Annotated in this window: 27 protein-coding genes; 10 read left to right on the forward strand and 17 right to left on the reverse strand. The window is 43.0% G+C overall.

All coding sequences use genetic code 11. The features are described from left to right. Window positions 1-63: 63 nt before the first annotated feature. On the forward strand, window positions 64-729 hold the full coding sequence (locus ACUNWA_RS14290; RefSeq protein WP_445592605.1) for an inorganic pyrophosphatase: 666 nt from the start codon (window positions 64-66) through the stop codon (window positions 727-729). Between the two features lie 55 nt (window positions 730-784). Here ACUNWA_RS14290 and ACUNWA_RS14295 read toward each other — a convergent pair whose 3' ends face one another. The 5 genes from ACUNWA_RS14295 to ACUNWA_RS14315 form a co-directional block, all read right to left on the reverse strand. Next, on the reverse strand, window positions 785-1,279 hold the full coding sequence (locus ACUNWA_RS14295) for a dihydrofolate reductase (protein WP_445592606.1): 495 nt from the start codon (window positions 1,277-1,279) through the stop codon (window positions 785-787). A gap of 68 nt (window positions 1,280-1,347) precedes the next feature. Then, the gene (locus tag ACUNWA_RS14300; RefSeq protein ID WP_445592607.1) at window positions 1,348-2,142 is read right to left on the reverse strand and encodes a thymidylate synthase; all 795 of its coding nucleotides are present in this window, start codon (window positions 2,140-2,142) and stop codon (window positions 1,348-1,350) included. Between the two features lie 165 nt (window positions 2,143-2,307). After that, a complete protein-coding gene (locus ACUNWA_RS14305) occupies window positions 2,308-3,303 on the reverse strand; it encodes a substrate-binding domain-containing protein (protein WP_445592608.1) in 996 nt (331 codons plus the stop codon). 217 nt (window positions 3,304-3,520) lie between these two features. Further along, window positions 3,521-4,978, reverse strand: a complete 1,458-nt coding sequence (locus ACUNWA_RS14310) for a NupC/NupG family nucleoside CNT transporter (protein WP_445592609.1) — start codon at window positions 4,976-4,978, stop codon at window positions 3,521-3,523. Beyond that, a complete protein-coding gene (locus tag ACUNWA_RS14315; RefSeq protein WP_445592610.1) occupies window positions 4,975-5,553 on the reverse strand; it encodes a bifunctional nuclease domain-containing protein in 579 nt (192 codons plus the stop codon). The genes ACUNWA_RS14310 and ACUNWA_RS14315 overlap by 4 nt, the downstream gene beginning before the upstream one ends. Before the next feature lie 265 nt (window positions 5,554-5,818). Here ACUNWA_RS14315 and rplU point away from each other — a divergent pair, with 265 nt between their 5' ends. The 3 genes from rplU to serS all read left to right on the forward strand — a co-directional run bounded on the left by rplU (window position 5,819) and on the right by serS (window position 7,927). Then, window positions 5,819-6,130, forward strand: coding sequence for a 50S ribosomal protein L21 (gene rplU / locus ACUNWA_RS14320; protein WP_445592611.1), 312 nt, complete (start codon window positions 5,819-5,821; stop codon window positions 6,128-6,130). 18 nt (window positions 6,131-6,148) lie between these two features. After that, window positions 6,149-6,418 (forward strand): 50S ribosomal protein L27, encoded by a 270-nt coding sequence (gene rpmA, locus ACUNWA_RS14325; protein WP_299583157.1) that lies wholly within the window; start codon window positions 6,149-6,151, stop codon window positions 6,416-6,418. Between the two features lie 234 nt (window positions 6,419-6,652). Beyond that, complete coding sequence (gene serS, locus ACUNWA_RS14330; RefSeq protein WP_445592612.1) at window positions 6,653-7,927, forward strand: serine--tRNA ligase; 1,275 nt, start codon at window positions 6,653-6,655, stop codon at window positions 7,925-7,927. A 76-nt stretch (window positions 7,928-8,003) separates the two neighbouring features. Here the strand turns inward: serS and ACUNWA_RS14335 are convergent, their stop codons facing one another. The 6 genes from ACUNWA_RS14335 to ACUNWA_RS14360 all read right to left on the reverse strand — a co-directional run bounded on the left by ACUNWA_RS14335 (window position 8,004) and on the right by ACUNWA_RS14360 (window position 13,854). Next, window positions 8,004-9,266 (reverse strand): diaminopimelate decarboxylase family protein, encoded by a 1,263-nt coding sequence (locus tag ACUNWA_RS14335; protein WP_445592613.1) that lies wholly within the window; start codon window positions 9,264-9,266, stop codon window positions 8,004-8,006. A 115-nt stretch (window positions 9,267-9,381) separates the two neighbouring features. After that, window positions 9,382-10,242 carry a diaminopimelate epimerase gene (gene dapF / locus ACUNWA_RS14340; protein ID WP_445592614.1) on the reverse strand — a complete coding sequence of 287 codons (861 nt, stop codon included), beginning with the start codon at window positions 10,240-10,242 and terminating at the stop codon, window positions 9,382-9,384. A 158-nt stretch (window positions 10,243-10,400) separates the two neighbouring features. Beyond that, window positions 10,401-10,949, reverse strand: a complete 549-nt coding sequence (locus tag ACUNWA_RS14345; RefSeq protein WP_445592615.1) for a hypothetical protein — start codon at window positions 10,947-10,949, stop codon at window positions 10,401-10,403. Window positions 10,950-10,989: 40 nt separating this feature from the next. Further along, a complete protein-coding gene (locus ACUNWA_RS14350; RefSeq protein WP_445592616.1) occupies window positions 10,990-11,874 on the reverse strand; it encodes a lysophospholipid acyltransferase family protein in 885 nt (294 codons plus the stop codon). 2 nt (window positions 11,875-11,876) lie between these two features. Beyond that, on the reverse strand, window positions 11,877-12,785 hold the full coding sequence (locus ACUNWA_RS14355; RefSeq protein ID WP_445592617.1) for a lysophospholipid acyltransferase family protein: 909 nt from the start codon (window positions 12,783-12,785) through the stop codon (window positions 11,877-11,879). A 157-nt stretch (window positions 12,786-12,942) separates the two neighbouring features. Then, window positions 12,943-13,854 (reverse strand): lysophospholipid acyltransferase family protein, encoded by a 912-nt coding sequence (locus ACUNWA_RS14360; RefSeq protein WP_445592618.1) that lies wholly within the window; start codon window positions 13,852-13,854, stop codon window positions 12,943-12,945. A gap of 126 nt (window positions 13,855-13,980) precedes the next feature. Here ACUNWA_RS14360 and ACUNWA_RS14365 point away from each other — a divergent pair, with 126 nt between their 5' ends. Continuing rightward, the gene (locus tag ACUNWA_RS14365) at window positions 13,981-14,763 is read left to right on the forward strand and encodes a glycerophosphodiester phosphodiesterase (protein ID WP_445592619.1); all 783 of its coding nucleotides are present in this window, start codon (window positions 13,981-13,983) and stop codon (window positions 14,761-14,763) included. 153 nt (window positions 14,764-14,916) lie between these two features. Here ACUNWA_RS14365 and ACUNWA_RS14370 read toward each other — a convergent pair whose 3' ends face one another. Next, a complete protein-coding gene (locus ACUNWA_RS14370) occupies window positions 14,917-15,801 on the reverse strand; it encodes an N-acetylmuramoyl-L-alanine amidase-like domain-containing protein (protein WP_445592620.1) in 885 nt (294 codons plus the stop codon). A 171-nt stretch (window positions 15,802-15,972) separates the two neighbouring features. Between ACUNWA_RS14370 and ACUNWA_RS14375 the strand changes: the two genes are divergently transcribed. The 5 genes from ACUNWA_RS14375 (at window position 15,973) to ACUNWA_RS14395 (ending at window position 21,763) form a co-directional block, all read left to right on the forward strand. Continuing rightward, window positions 15,973-16,461: an RNA polymerase sigma factor gene (locus ACUNWA_RS14375; RefSeq protein ID WP_445592621.1), complete on the forward strand. Its 489-nt coding sequence runs from the start codon at window positions 15,973-15,975 to the stop codon at window positions 16,459-16,461. Continuing rightward, window positions 16,458-17,354 carry a FecR family protein gene (locus ACUNWA_RS14380; protein WP_445592622.1) on the forward strand — a complete coding sequence of 299 codons (897 nt, stop codon included), beginning with the start codon at window positions 16,458-16,460 and terminating at the stop codon, window positions 17,352-17,354. The genes ACUNWA_RS14375 and ACUNWA_RS14380 overlap by 4 nt, the downstream gene beginning before the upstream one ends. Before the next feature lie 6 nt (window positions 17,355-17,360). Next, entirely contained in the window at window positions 17,361-19,880 is a 2,520-nt protein-coding gene (locus tag ACUNWA_RS14385) for a TonB-dependent receptor (protein WP_445592623.1), read from the forward strand. A 179-nt stretch (window positions 19,881-20,059) separates the two neighbouring features. Then, window positions 20,060-20,761 (forward strand): hypothetical protein, encoded by a 702-nt coding sequence (locus ACUNWA_RS14390; protein WP_445592624.1) that lies wholly within the window; start codon window positions 20,060-20,062, stop codon window positions 20,759-20,761. A gap of 96 nt (window positions 20,762-20,857) precedes the next feature. Then, window positions 20,858-21,763 (forward strand): hypothetical protein, encoded by a 906-nt coding sequence (locus ACUNWA_RS14395; protein ID WP_445592625.1) that lies wholly within the window; start codon window positions 20,858-20,860, stop codon window positions 21,761-21,763. Between the two features lie 122 nt (window positions 21,764-21,885). Here ACUNWA_RS14395 and ACUNWA_RS14400 read toward each other — a convergent pair whose 3' ends face one another. The 5 genes from ACUNWA_RS14400 to ACUNWA_RS14420 form a co-directional block, all read right to left on the reverse strand. Next, window positions 21,886-22,569: an NAD(P)H-binding protein gene (locus ACUNWA_RS14400; protein WP_445592626.1), complete on the reverse strand. Its 684-nt coding sequence runs from the start codon at window positions 22,567-22,569 to the stop codon at window positions 21,886-21,888. Then, window positions 22,566-23,630 (reverse strand): NAD-dependent epimerase/dehydratase family protein, encoded by a 1,065-nt coding sequence (locus ACUNWA_RS14405; protein ID WP_445592627.1) that lies wholly within the window; start codon window positions 23,628-23,630, stop codon window positions 22,566-22,568. The genes ACUNWA_RS14400 and ACUNWA_RS14405 overlap by 4 nt, the downstream gene beginning before the upstream one ends. Window positions 23,631-23,676: 46 nt before the next feature. Next, the gene (locus ACUNWA_RS14410) at window positions 23,677-24,240 is read right to left on the reverse strand and encodes a TetR/AcrR family transcriptional regulator (RefSeq protein ID WP_445592628.1); all 564 of its coding nucleotides are present in this window, start codon (window positions 24,238-24,240) and stop codon (window positions 23,677-23,679) included. A gap of 153 nt (window positions 24,241-24,393) precedes the next feature. Next, entirely contained in the window at window positions 24,394-24,885 is a 492-nt protein-coding gene (locus tag ACUNWA_RS14415) for an isoprenylcysteine carboxyl methyltransferase family protein (RefSeq protein ID WP_445592629.1), read from the reverse strand. A gap of 1 nt (window position 24,886) precedes the next feature. After that, entirely contained in the window at window positions 24,887-25,951 is a 1,065-nt protein-coding gene (locus tag ACUNWA_RS14420; RefSeq protein ID WP_445592630.1) for a type III polyketide synthase, read from the reverse strand. Window positions 25,952-25,960: the final 9 nt, after the last annotated feature.

The following is a 25,960-nucleotide window of genomic DNA, read 5'->3' on the forward strand; positions in this document are numbered from 1 at the left end:
GATCTTTAAAACATTTTTGTTTTAATCAGGTTTTACAATCTAAACGAATAAAGAAAATTAAATATGGTAGACAAGTTGTCTGATCCCATTGGGAGACTGATGGGGCTTCGTTATAAGTCACATCCCTGGCATGGTATTTACATCGGAAAAGATGCACCAGAAAAAGTCACTGCCTTTATTGAAGTCGTTCCAACGGATACGGTAAAGTACGAAATTGACAAAGACAGTGGTTATTTGCGTCTCGATCGTCCACAGAAATATTCGAATGTGGTTCCTGCTTTGTATGGGTTTATTCCTCAAACGTTCTGCGGCGATGAGGTAGGTGAATTTTGTATGGAAAAAACAGGGAGAAAAGGAATCCGTGGTGATGGCGATCCCATTGACGTGTGTGTGTTGACGGAAAAGGATATTACACACGGGGATATTTTGGTGGATGCACGCCCTATTGGTGGATTTCGGATGATTGACGGCAATGAGGCCGATGACAAAATTATTGCTGTATTGAATAACGATGTTGTGTATGAAGGTTATAAAAATGTTTCCGACTTGCCAGCAGTGGTGGTCGAACGCTTGAAACACTATTTTTTGACCTACAAGGACATGCCAGGAAAAGATAATGAAACGGAAATAACCCACACCTACGATGCGGAAGAAGCTTGTGAGGTGATGCGACACGCAATTTCAGACTACCAAAAACGATTCGATAACTTAGGAAAGTTGCTCTATTAACTATAGTAAAAAAGTCCGGCTTAAGCCGGACTTTTTTTATGGTATCTACTTTAATTTATTTGCGTTTCAGGTTGATGTAGGAATAATCAAAATTGTTCTTTTCATCATGAAAATCTTCCTGGCTGATTTGTTCCCAATCCGTGTAGTCAACTTTGGGGAAGTAAACATCAGCATCAAAATCCTGATGGACCACCGTTAGGTAAAGTTTTCCGGACAGAGGATAGAACTGCCGGTAAATCATGCCGCCTCCAATTACGAATGCCTCTTTTTCATCTTTCACTTTTTCAATCGCTTCATCGATGGAAGCAACCATTTCGCAGCCTTCAAAACAGTCATCCGGCTGGTCGCTGATTACAATGTGGCGACGGTTGGGCAATGGCCATTTGGGTAGCGACAGCAAGGTGTTTCGACCCATGATAATGGTATGCCCGGAAGTGATGTCTTTGAAATGTTTTAAGTCGTTGGGTAAATGAAACAGTAAATCGTTGTTTTTACCAATGGCGAAATTTTGAGCAATGGCTACAATGATGGAGATATTTTCGTGAATCATAAGAAAGCTTTTGGGTTCTGGTTTCTACGAGTTTAAATTTTGCTGATACGCTGAGCTGCAATGCTGCTTTATACTGAAACTTTTCCCGGAATATGGGGATGAGCCTCGTAATTAACTAATTCAAAATCTTCGTATTTGAAATCAAAAATGGACTTTACTTTCGGGTTGATCTTCATTTGCGGCAGTTTCTTGGGCTCCCTTGTCAACTGAAGTTTTACCTGCTCCAGGTGGTTTTGGTAAATGTGCACATCGCCACCGGTCCATACAAATTCGCCGGGTTGAAGTCCAGTCACCTGAGCCATCATCATCGTCAGCAGGGCATAGGAGGCAATGTTGAACGGTACCCCCAGGAAAACATCACAACTCCGCTGATAAAGCTGGCAGCTAAGTTTGCCGTCGGCTACATAAAACTGGAACAGTAAATGGCAGGGAGGCAGATTCATTTGATCCAGTTCGCCCACATTCCAGGCGCTTACGATGAGGCGGCGCGAGTTGGGGTTAGTTTTAATGGCATTGACCACTTCCGAAATCTGGTCAATGTGTTTGCCATCGGGGGTTGGCCACGACCGCCACTGGTATCCGTAGATATGACCTAAATCGCCATCCTCGTTGGCCCATTCATTCCAAATTCGAACGCCTTTTTCATTCAAGGTATTGTTATTGGTGTCACCATCTAGGAACCACAACAATTCGTGGATAATAGATTTTAGGTGGAGTTTTTTAGTGGTTAATACCGGAAAGCCTTCTTCGAGATTGAACCGCATTTGGTAGCCAAAAACACTGGTGGTTCCGGTTCCTGTGCGATCATCTTTTTTAGTGCCATTGTTTGTGACATGATTCAGTAGGTCAAGATATTGCCTCATGATTTATCTTTCAGCGATGTTTGTTTCTGTCTATTTTTTTGAATGCGGAAAGGTACGCTTTTTGCTTGAATGGGGAAAGGTAATTTTATAAACAATTTGGGCGACGGTCATAAAAAGAGCGCAAGCATAATGCCCGCGCTCTTTCGCAAAATGACCGGTTTGGTATCATTCAAATACTTCCTGTTCGGCTACAAAACCTTCAGAAATGACGGTCATTCGTATGTTTTGTTTGTTCACAATTTGTCCTTCCAGAAGAATGGCTGGTACCAGGCGATGGCCATTGTTAACCGTGAAACTCATGTTGTCAGTCGGGTCTTTACCTTTGGCCATTTTTACTGCGGCTATAGCAGCATTGAAAGCCATCGATTCCAGTGGTTTGTAAACCGTAATGGTTTGGTTGCCAAAGACAATGTTTCGAATGGCATTGATGTCCGCATCTTGCCCTGCAATCAGTACCTCTCCATCCATTTCATGTTCATGCAAGGCTTGAATAGCGCCACTGGCCAAGGCGTCGTTTCCTGCTATGATCGCGTCAATGGTTTCCCCTTTTTCAAGCAGTTCTTTGGTTACCTTATAGCCTTCCTCAGGTTGCCAAGCATCGACAAACGTGTTGGAAATGATGGTAATATCTCCTTTGTCGACAAGAGGCTGAAGTACGTTCATCCATCCCAGGTAGAGCTGTACCGAATTGTTGTCTGTGGTCGGGCCACCAATTAAGGCATAGTTGCCTTCGGGTTTGGATTTGGTAAGAAACTCAGCCTGCTTTTCTCCGATTTGGATGTTGTCCGTAGAAATATAGAAGTCCAGGTCACAATCCCAAATGAGCCGGTCATAGGCCAATACGGGGATACGTGTCTTTTTAGCTGTTTTCACAATTCCTGCAGCCACGGTTTTATCTACCGGAATAATTACAAGAACATCAATCCCTTCATTGATTAAATCAAGCGCTTGCTGAAACTGAACCGATGGATCAGAATCGGCAACTTTTACGACTACAGAGCCTCCCAGTTCATTCACTTTTTCAACAAACAGGTCTCTGTCTTTTGCCCATCTTTCGCGTTCTATGGTGTCCATCAATAGACCCACAACAGGTTTGGTATTGCAACCGGAAAATAGAAAGATCAACAAGAAAAATCCGAAAATTACGTTGATGTGTTTCATAACGGAAAGTTTTTGAATGATTTATATAACTGATCATACGTCAACAACCGTTTTATTGTTAGCTATTCAACAACATGGAACGCTTTGTAACATTTACGAGCCGTCGGTTCGCGGTTTATAACCGAAGTTTTTGTTCGGAAGTGTTCGATTCTGACGGAGGGTCACGGTGTGCCTTGCCTGTTCTAATTATGACAGTAGGGGGGCTTTTGTATCTATATTAGCCCAAGATCATCCCAATAATAGTGGCCGACATTAGTGAGGCGAGTGTGCCGGCAATTAAGGCGGGAACGCCATATTTTGATAAAGTGATGCGCTTACTTGGAGCCAGAGCGCCAATCCCCCCAATTTGAATGCCAATGGATGCGAAGTTCGCAAAACCACATAAGATGTAGGTCGCCATAATAACCGATTTGTGTTCTATAAAGGCTCCTGCAGTTTTGAGTTCCGACAGGCTGATGTAGCCAATAAATTCGGTTAGAATGAGCTTTTCACCCAACAATCGACCAACCAGAATGATGTCTTGTGTGTTGATCCCGATCAACCACATAATAGGGGCAAACAAGTAGCCCAGTAAAAACTGGAGCGACAGTTCTGTAAATTGGCCATTAGTTCCCTGTGCAATCATTTCGTTGAGGCCTGTCCAGTCGCCTACTTTTCCAAAAATAAAGTTGAACATCGCAATCAATGCCAAAAAAGCTAAAAGCATGGCTCCAACATTAACCGCCAGTTTCAATCCTTCGGAAGTTCCGTTAGTGATGGCATCCAGAATATTGCTCCCGATGCGATCCTTACTCACTTCAACATCCTTATTGACTTTATCGGGGTTGGGAACCATGATTTTGGAGAAGATAACAGCTCCAGGAGCTGCCATAACGGAAGCTGTTAGCAAGTGTTTGGCAAACTCGAGTCGTAGCACAGGGTCGTTGCCACCAAGCATGCCAATGTAAGCTGCCAGTACAGCTCCGGCCAGAGTGGCCATTCCACCGGTCATCACCAGCATAATCTCCGAATTGTTCATTTTCGAGAGGTAGGCCTTAATCATCAGTGGCGATTCAGTTTGTCCCAGAAAAATATTGCCGGCCACCGAAAGTGCTTCAGCTCCTGATAGTTTCATTAGCTTGGTAAAGACCCATGCCAGAGCCCACACGACACGCTGAATGATTCCCCAGTAAAACAGTAGGCTGGTTAAAGCTGAAAAGAAAATGATGGTAGGCAAAATCTGAAAAGCGAAGATCATTCCAAATTGGCTGAAGTCAACCAGGCTGCCAAACAAGAACTCACTCCCTACTTTGGTGAAGTCGAGTACTTTGACGAAAATTTGTCCGAAAAAGTCAAATCCAGCGCGGATAAAAGGAACATAAAGAACGCCCAGTGCAAGGATTGTCTGAAAAACCAGGCCAACACCTACTGTTTTCCATGGAATATTTTTCCGATCTTTGGATAGCAGTGTGCCAAGTCCAACCAGAACCAGCATACCCACAAGTCCTCGAAGTATGGTGCTGAATCTAAAGTCCCGGTTATTCGAATGAGAGGGCAGTACGTTAGATGTTCCTGAAGACTGCGTTTGAACTAGCGTTACATTGTCGCTGCTTGTTGGGCTGCTCGAGTAGGAAGTTTGTGGCAAGGCGAGCGTCAAGCAACATGTTGCCAGAAGTAGGATTAGCAGTCTAGTCATTTCTTCCGACGATTCAGTTCATCTCTTATTTTGGATGCCCGTTCATAGTCTTCATTGCTGACTGCTTCGTTGAGCATTTCGTTCAAATCATTTTCGGTGTAACTCTCAAACTCACTTTTTGAGCCAGCCGGATCACCTTCAAATTCAACCGGACTATCTTCTTCGTTATCCATCACAATTCCCGCTTTGTTCAGAATATCTTCGTTGGTATAAATAGGACATTTGAAGCGAAGGGCGAGGGCAACAGCATCGGAAGTTCGTGAGTCAATCCGAATTTCTTCTTCACCCATGACACATACCAGTTCTGAATAAAAAATTCCTTCTTCCAACTTATAGATAATCACTTCTGAAACGTTAATATCGAAGGCAAAGGCCAGGTTTTTGAACAGATCATGGGTGAGTGGTCGCGGAGGTCGTAAGCCTTCCAGTTGGATGGCAATGGCTTGCGCTTCAACCGGTCCGATTATGATCGGGATTCGGCGGTCTCCATTTTCTTCTGCTAAAACCAAGGCATAGGCACCTGATTGGGTTTGACTAACTGAGAGTCCAAGGATGTTTAGTTTTTTTTTCTGCATAAGTGTAGAACATCAGCAATGTTTGCTAGCAAATATAACAATTGTTTTAGTGTTTTATTAAATTCTGCGACTGTTTCTTAAACAGTCAACTGATTGATGATGCAATGCGTACCGTAATTCAATTAGACTCAGGAAAAAAGATCCTGGAATCTTTGCTTGTCAATAAAAAATATCTACTTTTGCAATCCGAAGTTTTCGAGTAGGCTCTAAAAAGTGGAAGGAATTGTTGTTCCCGCCTGCCGGAGGTAATTATAAAAGACAGAACATGTACGCTATTGTAGAGATTGCTGGACAGCAGTTCAAAGTAGAAAAAGACAAAAAGATTTTTGTCCACCGTCTTCAGGAAGAAGAAGGTGCAAATGTTGAGTTTAGTAACGTTCTTTTGGTTGACAATGATGGAGACGTAAAAGTTGGAACACCAAAAGTTGACGGAGCAAAAGTGAGTGCCAAAGTACTGGAACACATGAAGGGTGACAAAGTAATCGTCTTCAAAAAGAAGAGAAGAAAAGGTTACAAAAAGAAAAACGGTCACCGTCAGTATTTGACTCAGATTCAGATTGAAGAAATTATTGGATAACCCTAAAAACATTAGACCATGGCTCATAAGAAAGGTGTCGGTAGTTCGAAAAACGGACGCGAATCGGAAAGTAAACGACTTGGTGTGAAAATTTACGGCGGTCAGGTTTGCAAAGCTGGAAACATTATCGTTCGCCAGCGCGGAACTTCTCATCATCCTGGGAATAATGTCGGTATGGGAAAAGATCATACATTATTCGCATTAATTGATGGAACTGTTGTTTTCAGAAAGAAAAGAGACAACAAATCGTATATCTCTGTTGAACCCGTTGTGGCAGCAGAAAACTAAACGATTTTAAGATATGTTTAGGAGAATCTCCTGTCTTGACTAAGGCAGGAGATTTTTTGTTTTAGAGCTGTTGCAAGTAGGTGTCTGTTCAGAAATTGTTCGGCATTTGGGCCTGTATGAAATCATTGAATGGTCGGGAAATCAATGAATGATGCTAAAAAAGCCTGATTTTGGAAGTATGCAGCTAGTCATTATTTTATAACTTTGCCCGACAAAATTAAAACCACTTCAGAAATGCTCAATTTACGTTTTATCCAGGAAAACCCGGAATTGGTTGTTGAAAAGCTTAAAAAGAAAAATTTTGACGCTTCGTCTATCGTTGGTCAGATTAGTGATTTATATAAAACCAAGAATGAAATTCAGGTTAAAGCCGATCAGTTCAAGTCGGAAATGAATAAACTGTCGAAAGAAATCGGCCAATTATTCCGCGAAGGCAAACAGGAAGAAGCCAACCAGGCCAAAGCCCGCACGTCGGAACTGAAGGAAAACATCAAACAACTGGATGATGACTTTGCCAAAATTGATGAGCAGGTTTTTGCCTTGCAGGTGCAGCTGCCTAACTTGCCGGCTGATCAGGTTCCTGCCGGAAAAACACCGGAAGATAATGAGGTGGTGAAAACCGGAGGCGAGCATCCGGATTTAGGTGTAGATAAATTGCCACACTGGGAATTGGCTGAAAAATACGACTTGATTGATTTTGAATTGGGAGTGAAATTGACTGGCGCAGGTTTTCCTGTGTATAAAGGAAAAGGTTCGCGTTTTCAACGGGCCTTGATCAATTTCTTTTTAGATGAAGCACAGAAAGCTGGCTATTTGGAAATTCAGCCACCGCTGGTGGTCAATGAAGACAGTGGCTTCGGTACCGGGCAGTTGCCTGATAAAGAAGGGCAGATGTACCATATTACTGAAGATAACTTGTATCTGATTCCAACTGCTGAAGTTCCGGTGACTAATTTATACCGCGATGTCATTCTGGATGCCAGGCAGTTGCCGGTCAAAAATACAGCCTACAGTGCCTGCTTCCGTCGCGAAGCCGGTTCATACGGAAAAGATGTTCGTGGGTTGAACCGTTTACACCAGTTTGATAAAGTTGAAGTGGTGCAGGTGGCTCATCCTGATCAAAGCTATGCCATTTTAAATGAAATGGTGGCGCATGTTGAGAGCTTGGTGAAAAAACTAGGATTACCATACCGCATTCTTCGTTTGTGTGGTGGCGATATGAGTTTTACGTCGGCGTTGACTTTCGACTTTGAAGTTTACTCGGCCGCTCAGGAGAAATGGCTTGAAGTAAGTTCGGTTTCCAATTTCGAATCGTTCCAGGCCAATCGTTTAAAACTGCGTTTCCGCGAGGAAGGACAAAAGAAACCACAAGTTGCACATACCTTAAATGGTAGTGCTCTTGCTTTACCTCGTATTGTAGCTGCCTTGCTTGAAAATTACCAGACTGCTGACGGCATTAAAGTTCCGGATGTATTGATTCCTTATTGCGGGTTTGATATGATTAGCTAGTTTAAGCCCGTTGAGCCGCATAAAAAAGGTCATTTCGTTTTCGAAATGACCTTTTTTTGTATCGTTAAGCAGAACTCTATTCAAATTGTTGAGCCGCATCAAAATCGAGGGTGGCAAACAAATCATCCATTGTTTCAGCACGTCTGATTTCAACAACTTCACCGTTTTCGCGAAGCAGCAATTCAGCCGAACGCAGCTTTCCGTTGTAGTTGAAGCCCATGGAATGTCCGTGAGCACCGGTATCGTGAATGACCACCGTGTCATCGGGATTAATTTCCGGCAGCAAACGGTTAATGGCAAATTTGTCATTGTTTTCGCAAAGCGATCCGGTCACATCATACAAAATGTTGTGTGGAGCTGTTTCTTTACCCATAACGGTAATGTGATGATAAGCGCCATACAAGGCCGGACGCATCAGGTGAGCCATGCACGAATCCAATCCGGCATATTTCTTATAGGTTTCTTTGATGTGCAGGACTTTGGAAACCAAAAATCCAAATGGACCAGTAATGGCGCGTCCCGATTCAAAATAAACTTTTAATGGATCCAGTCCATTGGCAACAATAATTTTTTCGTATAGTTCCTTGATGCCATCGCTTACCCGATTTAAGTTGACGGGTTTGTGTTCGCTTTTATAGGGAATACCAATTCCACCACCCAGGTTGGCAAATTCAAAACGAATATCCAGCTCTTTGGCAATGTCGGCAATAACATCAAAAATAATTTCGGCTGTTTCAATGAAATAATCAGCATCCAGCTCATTGGAGGCAACCATGGTATGAATGCCAAATCGCTTAACACCTTTGTCTTTTAGCTTTTTATAGCCTTCGAACAATTGTTCGCGGGTGAATCCGTATTTCGAATCTTCGGGGTTTCCGATAATGATATTGCCACCCTTTAAGGCACCCGGGTTGTAGCGAAAGCTTACCAGCTCAGGTATTCTGACATGTTTTTCCAGGTAGTCGATGTGTTTGATATCGTCCAGGTTGATGACGGCTCCAAGCTCGATTGCTTTTTGATATTCGTAAGCCGGTGTATCGTTAGAGGTAAACATGATTTCTTCACCCCGCATGCCAACTTTCTCTGCCAATAGTAATTCGGCCATGGAGCTGCAGTCAATTCCAAAGCCTTGCTTGTGAAGTAATTTCATTAGGAAGGGGTTTGGCGCTGCTTTGATGGCGTAGTATTCCTTAAAACCTTCGTTCCACGAAAAGGCTTCATTGAATTTTTGCGCATAATCCAGCATCCCTTTCTCATCGTAGATATGAAAAGGGGTTGGGTGTTTCTCGATAATCTTTTCTATTTGTTCTTTGTCAAACGGTAATCTTTTCTCCAGCATAAATTTGTAGTTTTTAGCAATTACAAAGATAGGAAATTGTCAATATTATTTAGAATAAATCTGTTTAAGGCGAGCGCTGTTAACGCAGACTTGACATGTTGCTCTTTTCTCCGATTTAGTTTAGATCTTCCAATAGTTCCGCACTCAGGTAGCCCGAAGCAATTTCCCGCACCTCGCCGGTCATTCGGATTTGCCAGTCTTCAGCAATCTCCAGCTTTAGTTTTCCGCCCGGCATTTTGAGTGTGAGCTTACGGTTGGTAAGGCCTTTTTTGACCATCACTGCCGCCACCGCACTTGATGAGCTTCCAGACGCTAAGGTATAGCCGGCGCCGCGCTCCCAAATTAGTATTTCCACTTCATCGGGCGATACTACTTTGGCAAATTGCAGGTTGATGCGGTTGGGAAATTTGGGATGATTTTCAATTTCTGATCCATATTTCCGGATTTCGTCTTCTGACAATTCATCCTGAAGGATCACGCAGTGGGGGTTTCCAACCGATACGCAGTTGATAAGGTAGCTGCGGTCTTTCAGTTGCAGTTCTTCATCCAGGCATTCCTCGAGCTCACTTTTTACGGGGATTTTCGCCGATTCAAAAATGGCTTTCCCCATATCAACCTGGATCATGGTGGCTTTCTCATTCTTTGTTTCGATCACTTCGGCATAAACAAGGCCGCCTAGCGTGTCAATGCTGAAGGTTTTGCTTTTTGTATAGCCATAGTCAAACAAATACTTCGAAAAAATACGCAGGCCATTGCCACTTTTCTCGGCTTCCGATCCATCCGGATTCAGGATGCGCAGGCCAAAGTCAGCCCGGTCGCTGTCAACCAGCAGTAAGATGCCATCTGATCCAATTCCATAGTGCACGTCGCAAATGGTTCGGATGTTTTTGATATTCATTTCAAAGTCAATATCGTGGCTGTTCATCACTAGGTAGTCGTTACCTAATCCATGTGATTTGACGAAAAAGTTCTTCATAGGTTGTTTTCAAAAGAGTTTGTAACAAAAGTAGCAACTGTTTTTGACTTGAGCGCTCAATTAAGTTTGAAAGTGCCTTTGGCAATTTAGGGATGCCGTGCTTGTTCGCTCTGTGGTTTCTGGCAGTGAGTGGGGTTACCCAGAAAAGTAGCGTTAGTTTACTGCTTTTGCAAAGTGGAATCTGGTACTAATTCTGAGTTGGAAAGCTGGGGTAGAGCTTTTTTTAGGTTTTGGCTGGCGGTGTGAACTTGTGATTGGCCCAAGTCAAAGTTTTGCATGAGTTGAGTGAGATAAGTATCCCGGTTGTAAGTTCCATGGATAATGAATTCGTCAATTTTCTGAAGGACATTTTCCAGCGTTCGGGTACTCTTTTGGAGTCGCTTTTTGGTTTCGTTGGCGGCTTGTTGTAAACTGGCGGCGTTCTTTGTTTGGGCAAAATATGCGGCATCCGAACTTTTGTAAGCTGCTTGTCTGCTGAAAGTAATGAGGCTGTCTAAATCTTCGCGTGCTGCCAGCAAGTGCCGGTTGATTTCATTCGCATCAAAAGCGCCTCGCACGAAACGGAGGTGTTCTTCTGTTTTTTCAGCTGCCAAGGTAGCTTTTTTACTTAGGGAATAGGCTTGTTGTAAGCTAGACTCGAAGGAATCCTGCGCCGAGGATGTGAAGCATTGCAGGACTAGCAGGCAGAAGATTAGCCATTGTTTCATGTGTTGGTCGTTTTTATTTCAAAACGTTATTCGGGCTGTTCTATTGTTTCGATATGGCCGGGCGTTGATGTTTCCACCGCCTGTGCGACCACAAGTAAAATTCAGGGCGTGCCTGTATGACCTCTTCAAGCTTTTGAACATAGCGGTGCAGTAATTCATCTGGCTGGAGTGAGGCTGGATTTTCAGCCAGTACTTCGAAATGGCTTTGGTAGTAGCCGCGTTTTGTTTTTTCCATATGCTGAAAAAGTACCGGACTGTTGGTGTGATGGGCCAGCACTTCGGGGCCAGGGAAAAAGCCGGCATCCTGATTCAGAAAACGGGTCCAAAATCGGGTGTTGGCTTGAGGGCACTGGTCGGCACAGAGCCAGGTAAGGCTTTGAACGTGTTGCTTTTCGTAGCTTAGCAGGGTGCGTAGAATTTTCTTTGTTGATACCAGTTCGACTCCAAATCGTTGACGCATCCGGTTTATAAAGGAGTCCCAGGTGGGATTTCGCGCCGGGTTGTAAACCATCAGGCATTTGTGCCTCAGGTAATTTGGAAGAATGGCGTTCCATTCCCAGTTGTTGTAATGCATGGTTAGTACCAGTACACTTTTCCCTTCTTCGAAGTAGCGGTTTACCAACTCCGGATTAGTTACCACCAGCCGCTTTTTGAGTGTTTTAGCTGACACGGTTTTTAGCTTGAATGATTCGATCAGCATATCGCCTAAGTGATTGAAATACTTCCGGGCTAAGAGATCTATTTCTTCGTCCGATTTTTCGGGGAATGAATTGGTCAGATTCTCAAAAACTACCATCTTCCGGTATTTAATGATGTAAAACACCAGAAAGTAAAAGATATCGGAGATGGCATAGAGTACCCAAAAGGGTAGGAGTGACGAAAGGGTTAGCAGTGTAAAGCCAGTATAATTACTCAGTTTTCTCATCTTTAATTGTTAGGCAAGCGTTTAATCATTTCAATTCCTTCGGGGCGCTTGTGTTTCCAGCGGCGGTGCGACCACAGCCAAAATTCAGGTGTTTCCTGTATTATTTCTTCCATTCGGTCAATGTAGGTCAACAAAATATCATCTGGTTTTTCCTTAGCCGGTTCGGGAAATAGTTCGATGAAATTGACTTCATACTTTCCACGGCTCAGCTTGCGGACATAATGAAGAAATACCGGCTGGTTGGTTTTGCTCGCAATTTTTTCGGGGCCACTAAAAAAAGGTGTTTCCTGGTTCAGAAATTGAGTCCAGAATTTAGTCGTTGGAGCAGGTGTTTGGTCAGCACCCAGCCAAATGCATCCTGGTCGCTCGGTTTGATCAAACTGCATCGCTGTTCGGGCCGATTTGTGTACAGGAACGGAAATGGCACCAAAGCGTTCACGCATGTTGAGAATATAACGTTCCATCTCCTTGTTGTTCCGCACCGGGTTGTATACCATAATCAATTGGTGCTTGGATAGACGTTGGAGGCTGGCGCTCCATTCCCAGTTGTTGAAGTGCATTCCCAGTAAAATAATACTTTTCTGTTGCCTGAAATATTCTTCTGTTTTTTCAATTCCGCTTACTGTTATGCGCTTGTCAAGTTCTTTCTCCGAAATACTTTGCAATTTAATGGCTTCTACCCCTAAATCAGATAAGTGGCGGTAGAACTTGCGGGCTATGTCATCGATTTCTTTTTCACTTTTCTCCGGAAACGCATTTCGAAGGTTGGAGTAAACAACTTTTTTACGGTATCCTGTTACATGAAAAAGCAGGAAGTAAATAAAATCGGATATGCCGAATAGAACCGAAAAGGGCAAAAACGACAAGGCGACCAATAAGGCGATCAGGATTTTGTTGAGTGTTTTTTTCACAAGTTTAATTTTATAAGATCATGATTACAATTTACGAATTGGTAATGGTGCTTTTCAGTATTCTCTATAGGATTTGGAATTCGCATAGTCGATTATTTGCAATTCGTAAAGAATCATTCCTCACCTGTGGTGTTTATTTTATAATAGGTTTGCTTCATTAGCAGGTTTTAGTGTGTCGGTCGATCAGGGCAATGTTAGCCGGGCGTTTATGTTTCCAACGGCGGTGAGACCATAACCAATATTCGGGTTGTTCGCGAATAATCTCTTCCATTTTATTAATGTAAGTAAGTAAAATAGTTTCTGGTTTTTCTTCACGTGGTTGTGCAACTAATTCAGTTAGTATTACTTCATATTTTCCGCGAGCCACTTTTCTTGTGTGGTGAAAAAATACTGGCTGGTTGGTTTTGTGAGCTATCTTTTCAGGTCCACTAAAGAAAGGGGTTTCCTGGTTCAAAAAGGTTGTCCAGAATTTGGAGGATTGAAAGGGGGTTTGATCGGCGCCAAGCCATAAAAGTCCCGGACGATCAGTTTGGTCAAATTGGATAGCCATTCGGGCCGATTTATGAACGGGAACAGAAATTCCGCCAAAACGTTCGCGAATGCTTAAAATGAAACGTTCCATTTCCATATTGTTGCGTACCGGATTATATACCATAACAATTTGATGGCTGGAAAAACGCTGGACTGAAGCGCCCCATTCCCAGTTATTATAGTGCATGGCTAATACAATAATGCTCTTTTGCTGTTTGAAATAGGCTTCCATTTTTTCGACGCCAGTTACCTTGAGGTGTTTGTTCAGTTCGTTCTCGCTCATGCTGTATAATTTGATCGATTCCATAGAAACATCGCACAAGTGGCGGTAATAGGCTCGTGCAATGCGATCAATCTCTGCTTCCGTCTTTTCAGGGAATGAGTTCCGGAGATTGGTGTACACTACTTTTTTTCGGTACCGAACAATGTGGAACAGCAGAACAAAGGCGAAATCACTTATCAGATATAATAGGCGAAATGGTAAGTGCGAAAATGCTTTTAGAAAGAGGACAATAAGGTTGTTGAGAAATTTTCTCATTGCTTTTTGGTTTCAAATCGTGCAAATTTAAGATTTTTTCAAGAAGTCTCTGAGGATAGTTTCAGCAGAAATCGACAACTTAGGACAATCATAAATGATGTGTTGTATTCTTTTAAAATTCAAGTGATGAAAATAAAAAAACTAAGCTATTCCTTCTTACTTTGGCTGGCGGTTTCTCCGGCTTTTTCTCAAACTCAAATTGTAGCTCATCGGGGCGCATCCTTTCTGGCTCCCGAAAATACATTAGCTTCGGCTAAGTTGGGCTGGAAGCTGAATGCCGATGCGGTAGAAATTGATATTTACCTGTCGAAAGATGGCCAGGTGGTCGTATGTCATGATAAAACGACTAAGCGCACGGGAGGTCAGGATTTACTGATTGCAGAAACTACGGCTGAGGACCTGCGCACGCTTGATGTAGGTCAGTGGAAAGGGGACCAATTTAAGGGCGAAAAAATTCCTTTGCTGGCTGAAGTTCTGGAAACGGTTCCCGAGGGCAAAAAACTGGTGGTCGAAATTAAGTGTGGCGTCGAAGTGCTGCCAGCATTGAAGAAAACGGTGGAAGCCAGCGGAAAAATTGATCAAGCAGTATTCATTGCTTTTGGCTGGGAAACCATTTTGGCAACGAAGGCTGAATTCCCATCCAACGCGTGCTATTGGCTGAGTTCAAAAAAAGAAGGATTGCCTGAACGGATGGAGGAAGCAGCCAACTTGGGCCTGGATGGTGTGAATCTGCATTACAAAATAGTGGATCAGGACGTGGTGGTACTAGCTGATCAGCTTGACTTGGAAGTGTTGTGCTGGACGGTGGATGATCCGGATGAAGCCAAACGATTGGTTGACTTGGGGATTATGGCTATTACCACGAATCGCCCGGCTTGGTTGAAAGAGCAGATGGAAAGAAAAGATTAGTATTTTTCGTTGGTGTCTGAAAAATTACTAAAAGTCACTCTGTTGTTATTGATGGTCATTTTGTGTTGTTAACGGTAAATGATTATCAATAAAAACAATGGACAGTGAAAAAGTCGAATCAAAATTCTTGAAGCTAAAATAATCCAGTTCAAGTTAGTTAATCGGTCGTGCAACGAGAATGCCGGTATAGCTTTTTTTTGCTTGAAGGAAATCTGCCAGGGGAACTTCAGAAATAACCACCTGCATGGCAACTGTTGAGGCGTGCATCAAATGGCGGCGTCCATTCACTATCACCACAATGCCAACATGGGTAACATCAAGTCCAGAGATACTGGTAGCTAAGCCCACGAGATCACCTTCCTGCAATCTGTTTTCTTTTGCTTTCACTTCATCTTTGGGAACAAAATAGTAGCTGCGTCCGGAGATTTCTTTTTCCTGCAGGGCAAGTGTTTGGACCAAATCTGAATTTGCTTTTAATACCGGATAACTATTTGGATGTGTTGACATGAAATCAATATTCAAATCCAGTGGTTGCCCAAAGGTTTTGGTCGGTTGACTAATCAAACCTTTTTGTTCGTTGTCATAAATCCAGTCGCTGAAATAGTGTAGTCGCGAAGTATAGCCTTCGCGTTTTCCCCCGCGATATCGGATGTTTTCAAGCTGACGAGTAAATTGGGCAAAGTCAGGCTTCGGGCTTTTAAGCGTCCGTGCCAGAGCTAGTGCTGTTTCTGCAAACGTGGTGCAGTCCAGTCCTTCCAGTTCAACGGTCAAGGGCTCATCTTCTCCGTGTTCGAGGGTTTGTGCCACATAGGGGACACCCAGGAATTGTTTTCCAACAGCAGCGACTAATTGCGGCATGGGCAGGTTTTTAACCGTGGAAAAATGATTTGCTACCGACGCGAATTTCAGACTGTCGGCTCGTTCGCATGGCACACCATGCTGTTGCTCAGGGGGCGAAGCCATCGCTTTTTCCTTGTTCATACCCTGGCAGGCAAAAAGAAGAGTAAGGCTGTAAAGGAGAAAAGTAGCTTTTTTCATAATCCGATTGATTTGGCGTTTGAAATTACAAAAATATATTTCGAAAGCAAGGTAGGGTAAGATGCATTTTAAACGGTTAAGGAATGAAAAGCAGCGAATATTGCTTAACTTTTACGGGCGAAAGATTAAGTTAGCCATAAGGACAAGTTTTGAAACATAGATTATTGGACGTTGACGAAGCAAGAATTTAAAAAGTTGTTTGACCAGTATTTTGATGCCATCCGTAATTACATCTATTACCGGTCGGGCGATGCTGATTTGGCAACAGATTTAGCTCAGGATGTGTTTCTGCGTCTTTGGGAGAAACAGCCGGATTACCATCCAAAGGCTACTGTTGGTTTGCTCTATAAAATGGCAAGTGATGAATTTGTATCTCTGTATCGCAGGCAAAAGCTGGAGCTGAATTACAAAAACTCTCTGACATTTAAGATACAGGAGGTTTCGCCGGAAGAGGAATTGCAGTATAAAGAGTTGCAGCAGAAGTATGAAAGGGCCCTGGCGGGCTTATCGGAAAAGCAGCGGGTGGTTTTTTTAATGAACCGGATGGATGGCTTGAAGTATCATGAAATTGCAGATCGCTTAAATATTAGTGTAAAGGCCGTTGAAAAACGAATGAAACATGCCCTTGATGATTTGAAATCGAAATTCAATGTAAAATGAAAACCTGGAATAATAATACCAATCGAGCAGACGAAGTCCTGGCAGATCTGGACCGGCTGAATAATCGGCTTGAGATTCCTTACTCCAGGTCGAAAACGGACGTATGGGCTGCCATGGAGACGCAGTTAGAGACTGTTCCTCAGGTTAAGCCGATTCGTTTGTATAGCCGGCCGGCTTTTCGCTTAGCTATGGCCGCATCTATTCTATTGGTTGTTGGCTTAGTCGGACTAATGCGCTTTTACACACTTGACGTGATAAGCAATCCCGGGCAGCAGCTGGTGGTCGATTTGCCAGATGGTTCGGCTGTGCATCTGAGTGCGGTTTCAGAAGTGAGTTATCATCCTTATTGGTGGCGTTTTTCACGCGAACTTAGTTTTAGTGGCGAAGCTTTTTTCGAAGTAGAAAAAGGCAGTCGTTTTAGTGTCAAATCTGAAAAGGCGAGTACGATCGTTTTAGGAACAAGTTTTAATATTTTTGCGCGTGACCAATCGTACCGGGTAGCCTGCCAAACCGGAAAAGTTAAAGTTGTTGGGCAGGCAGATGGATCGGTAGTGATTCTGACAGCGAATGAAAAAGCAGAGTTGAAAGCGGGCAATGGATTTGAGATACAGCGGCAGATTAATTTTAAATCCGAAGCAGCCTGGATCAACGATGAATTTAATTTCAGGGGTAAACCGTTGAAGGAAGTTTTGGAAGAGGTGGAACGGCAGTATGGTGTGCATATTCAAGGCAAAGATTTGCTGAATCATGGCACCTATGATGCAAGTATCTCGGGGCATATGGTGCGGTCTGAACTGAATGCAGAAGCTATTTTGGAAATGATTTGTACCATTTATAACCTAAAATTTGAAAAGGTCAATCCAAACGAGTACCGGATTAGCCGAAATGAATAAGTCAATTTGAAAAAGTACATTCTATTGCTTGGCCTACTCTTTTCAACTTTGCTGGCTTTTACGCAGGACGTTGAATTGGTTTATCAGGAACAAAGTCTGAGTAGCATTCTTATTGATATTTGCGAGCGGTACAAACTGCAATATTCCTTGGATGATCGCTATTTTTCTGATTTTAAGGTGAGCGTTTCACAGAAGTTTTCATCTCCTGAAAAAGCATTCGATTTTTTGTTGCAGAACCTTCCCGCAGCTTATAAAAAAGCAGGAGCTGTTTATTTGTTTTATGAATTTCATGTGGCTCCCATCCAGAAGAACTATAGCTTGAGTGGTCGATTTGCTGATAAATTCAGCTCCGAATCCTTGCCCTATACCCATGTTGTAATTGATGGTACAGGCCTGGTTAGCGATCAAAAGGGGAACTTTTCATTTGTTGGACCGGATAATCAATTTCACTTACAGGCATCGTACCTGGGGTATTTTTTATTGGATACGCTGGTTACTGCCGGAACTAATCATCGGTTTTTGCTCGAGCCATCTAACTTTGAAATCCCTGAAATTGAGGTTAAAGAGCTGAAAGTTGTCCGGACGTTGCAGGTTGGTAATAGGCCCGGAGTTTTACGTCTGAATCATCAAATTGCGCAGTACCTGCCTGGGAATGGAGATAACTCAGTGTTTAATTTGTTGCGCTTGCAACCAGGAATACTAGCAGCAGGCGAACAATCCAACGACCTGGTAATTTGGGGGAGTTACGAAGGGCAAAGTCAGGTCTTGTTTGATGGCTTTACCTTGTTTGGTATGAAAAACTTCAATGACAACATTAGTGCGGTCAACCCTTTGATGGCAAAAGATATTCAGGTGTTGAAAGGCGCTTATGGAGCCGACCAGGGCGGACGGGTTGGCGGCTTGGTCAATATTACCGGGCTGGATGGCGATGTGCATGATCCGCATCTCAGGGTAAGGATTAACAACATGACGCTGAATGGCCTGTTCAGCCTTCCGGTGGCTCAACAGGCGGCACTCACGGTAGCTTTCCGGCAAACTTACTACGAACTGTATGATAGCAAGCAGCTGTCTTTTCGCAGTGGCCGCTCCGGAAATTCGCCCAATACCACTGAGCGATTGATTTATCCCGATTACAACTTTCGCGATTTGAACCTGAAGTATTCGGGAACGAATAAGCACGGCGATTCCTATGGTATTAGTGCTTTGTTGGGTGAAGACCGTTTTTCCTATTTGTTGGATGTGGAGAGCGAGCAGTCGCAGTTTGCCTATGAAGACCATGAGTACAACAATCAATATGCTGTTTCCGGATTTTTTCAGAAAAAATGGAGTAATGGCAGCCGAACGAAGTTGTCGGCTGCTTACTCTAGCCTGGACAAGGAAATTCGGAATATGCGAATGATTGGTCGGCAGCAATCCGGGCAAGGAGGTCAGGGGCAAGGCCAGAGACAAGGTGGTTTCGATAATGTGTTGAATGAGGATCAGTTACTGATGAATGAGGTGGCTGAGGTAACGGTTCAGCTCACACATCAACGTGCACTGGCTGAAAAACATCAGTTGGAGATGGGCGCCGGATGGGTGGTTAATCCGATTCAATTTCAGGAGGATTCTTTTCAGATCAATTTGGTCGATCAGCAGGTTGAAGCTTCCCGGCTTAATTTTTTCGTTCAGGATGCGATTTCGGTAAGTTCCCGACTCGAATTTAAGTTGGGCTTGCGAAGTAATTATTCAGTGAATCTTGGAAAATGGTATTGGCAACCGCGGGTTTCGTCGAGTATCGAATTGACAAAAGGGCTCAAAATGAACTTGGCGGTTGGCCGTCATAATCAGTTTATCACCCGCAGTTCGTTGGTCGATGAGGTGGGTAATTACCATTATTTGTGGTCTGTTTCAGATGATCAGGCTATTTCGGTTTTGGAAGCTACTCATGGGGTGGCGGGACTAACTTATCATCGAAATAGTTTTACCTTGAGTGTGGAAGGCTTTGTAAAAAAAACAGAAGGATTAACGCGTTATGTCGGGCAGTTCTCGGAGCAAAACTTGTATGAAGGTGAAAGTAAAAATAGAGGGATTGATTTTTTTCTGAAACAAGAGTACAAAGGGCATGAAGCCTGGGTTAGCTACACCTTGAGCGAGACTCTTGAAAAATTTGATTATTTTGCTGCTGATGCTTTTCAGCGGGCTTTACACGATCAGCGACATGAGCTAAAAGGAGCCATTCTTCTGAATTTTAATCCCATTCATCTTTCTTCAAGCTATGTTTTTGGATCCGGTTTTCCTGACCAGCGATTGATGGTCGATGGAGAGTATGAGCGAGATTATCATCGTCTGGATATGGCCGCGGCCTATCGATGGGATATGCCAAGGGTTAAACTGGAGGCCGGGATTTCGATTCTGAACGTGCTCAATCATTCTAATTTGAAATACGCTAACTTTATTGTTTTGCCCGAAGAGCAAGATGTTTCGTTGAACCTGCATGCCGAAGCAATTCCTTTCACTCCAACGGTTTTTCTTAATCTATCTTTTTAAATGTGAGTTGTTTGTTGTCTTTTTTTTTGATGCTATGAGGAAGATTGTTTCGTCCCAAAATCAAAGATTGATAAAAGAACATATTTTCATAAAAAAAATGTATCATCGGGTAGGGTAAAACAAATCTTATACGGTTTGCAAGTGTAAGACAATCAAAGAAATTATTAAAAACACACGCTATGAAAACAATTTTTAGAACACTTGCAGCATTAGTCCTACTGGTAGGAATGACAACCACTACCTTATGGGCGCAGGGGAATGGCGACCAGATTCGCGATCGTATTCACCAGGATCAGGATGGCGACCAAGACCAAGACCAAGACCAAGACCAAGACCAAGACCAAGACCGAATTAAGGATCAGGATCGCCTTCGTCAACATGATCAGGCATTGAAACTTACCGGAGAACAGCAAGCCATTCTGAATCAGGCTCGCGCCAATGGAAAGGCATTTCGCGATGCTTTTCGGGCTACATTTACTGAAGAACAGCTCGCTATTCTGGAGAATCAGGAAATGACGCGTGAAGAAAAACGCGAAGCGCTGCATGCTTCATTTTCCGAAGAACAAAAAGAAATGTTTGAAGCACACAACGAGCTTCGACTGGAGCAACGAGCACAAATGAAAGCCAACATGGGTGAAGCACAAATGCAGCAGATGCGGAAACGCTTACAACAACAGGACAATTCTGAAGGTTTGGGTGATGGCGTTCAACAACGCGTGCGTAACCAGATGCGTCAGGGAACGCAAGCCCAAATGAACGAACAAGTACAACAACAATCTCAGGAACAGGCTCGGCAGCAAGTTCAACAGCAGGCCGAAGAACAAGCTCGACAACAGGCCCAAGAACGTGCCAAAGAAGGAAATGGTAATGGGGGTAACTAGCAATTTGAGCATAAAAAGACCCGTCGACAACTTTGGTTGTTGCGGGCCCTTTTTAACCAGTTATGATCGAAAAATTATACCCTAAAATAGCATCTCATGAATCGAATTTTTGCCATCGGAGTGGTTTTGTTCCTCTTGGTCAGTCCGGGGCTGAAAGCTCAACAAACGGATATTACGGAGAAGTTGAGGGAGGCACGACTCGACTCCATATTGAATGAGGTTATTTTTGATGATGACAACCTGAGTTATCTATTTGGCTTGAAGAAAAAATTCCAGTTTTTGTATTGGAGGAACAATTTCGATTCACGAACTTTTTTTGCCGGTCGCGAAATCGGAGATCAGCAGTACAGCCTTAGTGGACAGTTGTTTTATCTGCATTCCATCGGGTTTTATGCCGGAATTGCCGGCGCGTGGTATAGTCAGCTGGAGCCTGGATACCGAACAACGGTGCTGACGGGCGGCTATAGTAAAAGTTTAAAGAAAATGAAGTTTTTTCGGTACCGTTTTTCCTTCGATTATTTTCTATTCAACAATGATGATCCGGATTTTGCCCCTCTGTATAATAGCGGTGTTGACGCTGGAATTACCTTAAAAAGTAAGAACTTCGGAACACGGTTCGATGCATATTTTCTGTTGGGACAGGAAGTGGCAACTACCCTGTCGTGGGATTTGTTTAGTTACCTGAACTTGATTCGCTTGGGCATGTACGACAAAATCAGGCTGGAACCTGAGGTGTCGTTCTATTTTGGTTCTGAATTAGTTGAATTCCAGCTCAACGAAGTAATTATCGATCCGGTTACCAATATGGAGTACACCACCGATTATAAAGATGCTTTTGGTCTGATGAACGTGCAATTGCAGTTACCTTTGACTATTAAGTGCAAAAGTTTTGATTTTGAAGCAGCCTGGATTTACAATTTACCACGAACTATGGATGAAGGGCTGGACTATCCTGATAATTCATTCTTCCGCTTTTCGATAGGCTACATTCTCAATCTCTAGCGGATCGTCTGCGTCAGATCTGTCTTATCTGCCTTTTCCCTCGAAAGTCGATGTTTTCTATTTGATGAGCTAGATAATTATCCAAGCATAAGATTGGCGTGGCTTGATCTCAAACATCAGGATCATTTTTGCTGTTTTGTTGAGGAGCTGTTTGCTAAATCGAATAATTCACCCAGTTCATAAACCAAATGACTGGAGTTTGGATGGTTGATGAAAACGGCCTTGATCATGGCCTGAGCAACTGTTTTTCCATGAATGGGGCGGTATTTCTTGAATGCAAATCGCGTAAGCCAGCGCGTAAATTCGAGCCCGATTTGTTCAGTGGTTCTTTGTTCCGGTCGCTCACCATCAAGGATGGATGGACGAAGGATGACAACCTTTTTAAAACTCAATTGATTGACCGCTTCATCCAGCTTTCCTTTCATCTGACTGTAAAAGAGTTTTGAACTGGCATTTGCTCCGGCTGATGAAACTAAAACGTAGGTTGAAACTTTATTTTTTGCTGCAGCTTCAGCCACTTGGTATTGATAGGTGTAATCAATCAGAAATTGTTTTTCCTTGCTACCAGCTTTTTTCAGCGTGGTTCCTAAGGTTGAAAAAAGGACATCGCCTTGAATCAAGTTGGACCAATTTTCGATCTGATCAAAATCAACCAGCTGTTCGCTCAGTTTGGGATGCGACAGGCCGGTAGTCCTTCGGGTGAATAGTTGAACCTGCTCAAAGCGATCGTCTTGCAGTAGCTGCTTGACCAGATGAGATCCAACCAGGCCGGTTGCTCCAATTACATTGGCTGTTAGTTTCGTCATGATCGTAAATCTGGAATTAGTCCGTCTTCAACTAGCTGGGTGAAATGGTCCGTGATCGTTTTTTCAAAAGAGATGAAGCTCATCTTCAGATCTTTCTTGATGTAAGAGTTGTCAAAAACAAAATCGTATCCCACATTGCACTTCACATATTTTCGCGAAACCCCCATGAACGGAGCAATTAATTGGAATAGCCACTTGGGAACATACTTTTGGGGAACGGGGTAGTTGGGATACTGTTTTCTGATGACATTTGAAATGGACAGAAAATCTTTTTGATGAGCTGCTGCCAGGTGACGCCCGTTTGCTGTCGCTATTAGTCCGGCCAAGATATGAGCATGGGCAACATCTCGCACATCGACAATGGCATGATCGCCGGCCGGCGCGCCCGTCTTGAATTTGCCTGAAAATAGCTGAATCATCAGTTCGATGCTGGTCGAATCCGAACGTTGACTTAACGAAGGACCCAGAATAAAGCCGGGGTTAATCACGACCAAATCCCATCGATTTTGTTTTTCTGCAATTTTCCAGGCTTCTTTTTCGGCCATTGTTTTTGAATATGGATAAGGCTGATGGCTGACTGAGCTGGTTGTATTCCAGCTTTTTTCATTGAATACCCCATTGTTCAATTCTTTCACATCGCAGGCATCGCCTATCATGGCGACAATGCTAGAGGTGAGCACCACTCGTTTGACGGAGTTGGTGTCGTTGGCTGAAAATAAGACATTTCGTGTGCCTTGTAAGGCCGGTTGAACTAGTTCTTTATCGGCATTTTTGATACCTGATATTTTGAACGGCGAGGCGGTGTGAATCACCAGTTCGCATCCGTTCATTGCTTCCTGAAAGGAATGATCCAGCAGCAGATCTGCTTCATAGATGGACAGCGTTCCCTTACTTTCCTTCTCGATGTTAAGCAAATGCTGGTATTTCTGTTGGTTCGATTTATTCCGAATAGTGGTGTTTACGTGAAAGCCTTGGTCAAGTAGCTGCTTGACGATCCAGGAGGCCAGGTAACCTGTTCCGCCGGTTACCAGTATGGGTTTGTTTCTATCAATTGTGGTCATTGTCTATTTATTTTTTTTATTTACTAGACTGATCAGTCTGTTGTTTTTAGCCTTTTAAAGTGTCCCAGTACAAGGCGAAGGCACTCTCCAAGCATTGCTCATCTGTGATTTTTTCAGGATGTTCGATCAGGTATTTTGTAATTCCATTCAATGTTCCATCGATGGCCTCAAACATCAAATCAATGGATATCGGTTTCAGGATCTCCTTTTCCTGCCCTTGTTTTAGAATATCGTATATGAATTGAAAGCGTTGATGTCCAAGCTTTCGCGTCAAGTTGGATATGAAGGCAGAATTACTGAATTGGCTATAGAATAGCTGATGATTCGTGTGGTTTACAGCCCAGTGAATGGCATTGAAAAAAATCTGCCGGAGTTTTCCCTTGATGGTTTCCTGTTCCTCCACTTTAGTCGAAAGTGATTGGGTCATTTCTCCCTTCGTTTCCAGATAAAGGGTGTTGATCAGTTCTTCTTTTGTTTTGAAGTGGTGAAACAAGGTTCCTGTAGCCACGCCGGCTTCTTTGGCTATTTTAGACGTAGGAGTGGCATGAAAACCATTGGTTACAAATAATTTTAACGCTGTTGCTAAGATTTGTGCTCTTTTTTCATTCATATTGAATAGACTAATCAGTCTACGAATTTGCTAAGTTATTTTGAATTATCCAAATTTGAATTCATATGAACTTCGTTTTTGTCGATATTGATAGCACGCTCAGGTCTTCTATTTCCATTTTTGAGCTGGCATCCCCGGTTTTCTGAGTCAATTTCAAGTCTCCAAAGCTTTGTTTTCAGCTCTGATTCTAACAATAAGCATCAAAGCATTTAGAATACTGAACAAGATAGCGGTATAATATAACTGAAAGCTCAGGGGAATTATGGCAATCTCTGCGATTACAATCAGGTAGTTTGGATGTTTGCAATAAGTATACGGTCCTTTTGTTACCAGTGGAAAGTTTGGGATCCGGTATATTTTGGTATTCCAAAATTTTCCTAGCGATAGCACGATCCAGGCTTTTAATGCGACGAGCAAAAAATAAGAAATGATTAGAATCAAAGAGTAAGAGGTGGGGGCGCGGAGAATATATTCTATAAATATCGATAGGAAGAAAAGCGCATGGATAAAAACGATCAGGGGATAATGCTTTTTCCCATGCTCTACAGCTCCATTTTGCAGTAACCATTTTTCGTTTCTTTTTGAAAGAATCAATTCGGCAATTCGCAAAAGGATAACAAAGGATATGAAGCTGGCAAAAACCATCTTAATTATTTTTCATTTGCAATAAAACCATTTCACTTGAAAAGCCTGGGCCCATTGAAATCATCAGACCATAACCATCATCAAAACCAGTCGAAACAAATCGCTCCAGAACATATAAAACCGTAGCGCTCGACATATTGCCATTGTCTTTCATTACCTGCCGTGTGTTTTTCAGGAAATCGCCTTCGACTTGTAAAGCCTCTTCATAAGCAGTGAGTACTTTAGTGCCTCCGGGATGAAAAATGAAGTTTTGAATATCGTCCAGCGATAATTGGTGTTTTTGCAGAAAGGAGATGATGTCCTGCCGGATATTGGCCGAAATGATGTCGGGGATATTGCGCGAAAACAAAACTTTAAAACCGTCATCGGTGAAGTCCCACCCCATAACATCAAGAGAATCGTAATACAGCTTGCTTTGAGAGTCAATAAACTCAATTGAGTTCTTTCCTTCTTGAAGTTTTTCATTTCCGGTGATCAGGCAAGCCGCTACCCCGTCGGAGAATAGACTCGAGCCAATAAAATTGCTCTTACTGAAGTCATTTTTCAGGAAGGTTAATGAGCACAGTTCTGCAGCAACCAGCAAAACAGCGGCCTTGGGGTTGGCTGTTGCCAGAATATTTGCCTTGGCAAAACCGGCTACTCCTCCGGCACAACCCAATCCAAAAATAGGAGTGCGGTTGATATTCTGATTCAGTTTCATTTTGTTCAAGATCAGAGCATCCATGCTTGGAGTGGCCAATCCTGTGGTCGAGACAAATATAATATCGGTGATTTCATCCTTGCTGGTATCGCTCGAGGCTAGGCATTTTTCTATGGCTTCGATCGCATATTGAAGTGTTACTTCAATATAATCGTTGTTCTGTTCCTGAAATGAGTGCGTCGCGGTATAGTAATCCAATGGTTTACAGAAATTACGTGTTTCGATTTCTGTATTGTCAAATGCGCTCATCATTCGTTCCACTTGAGGGAAAGAAGGTGCAAATAGTTTTTTAGCACCTTGCTTAACTTTTTGCTGTTCGGTCTTGTGTGGGAAATCAATGATTGATATGGCTTTTAATGAAGGCATAATTTGATT

The sequence above is a fragment of the Sunxiuqinia sp. sy24 genome (genome assembly GCF_052677165.1).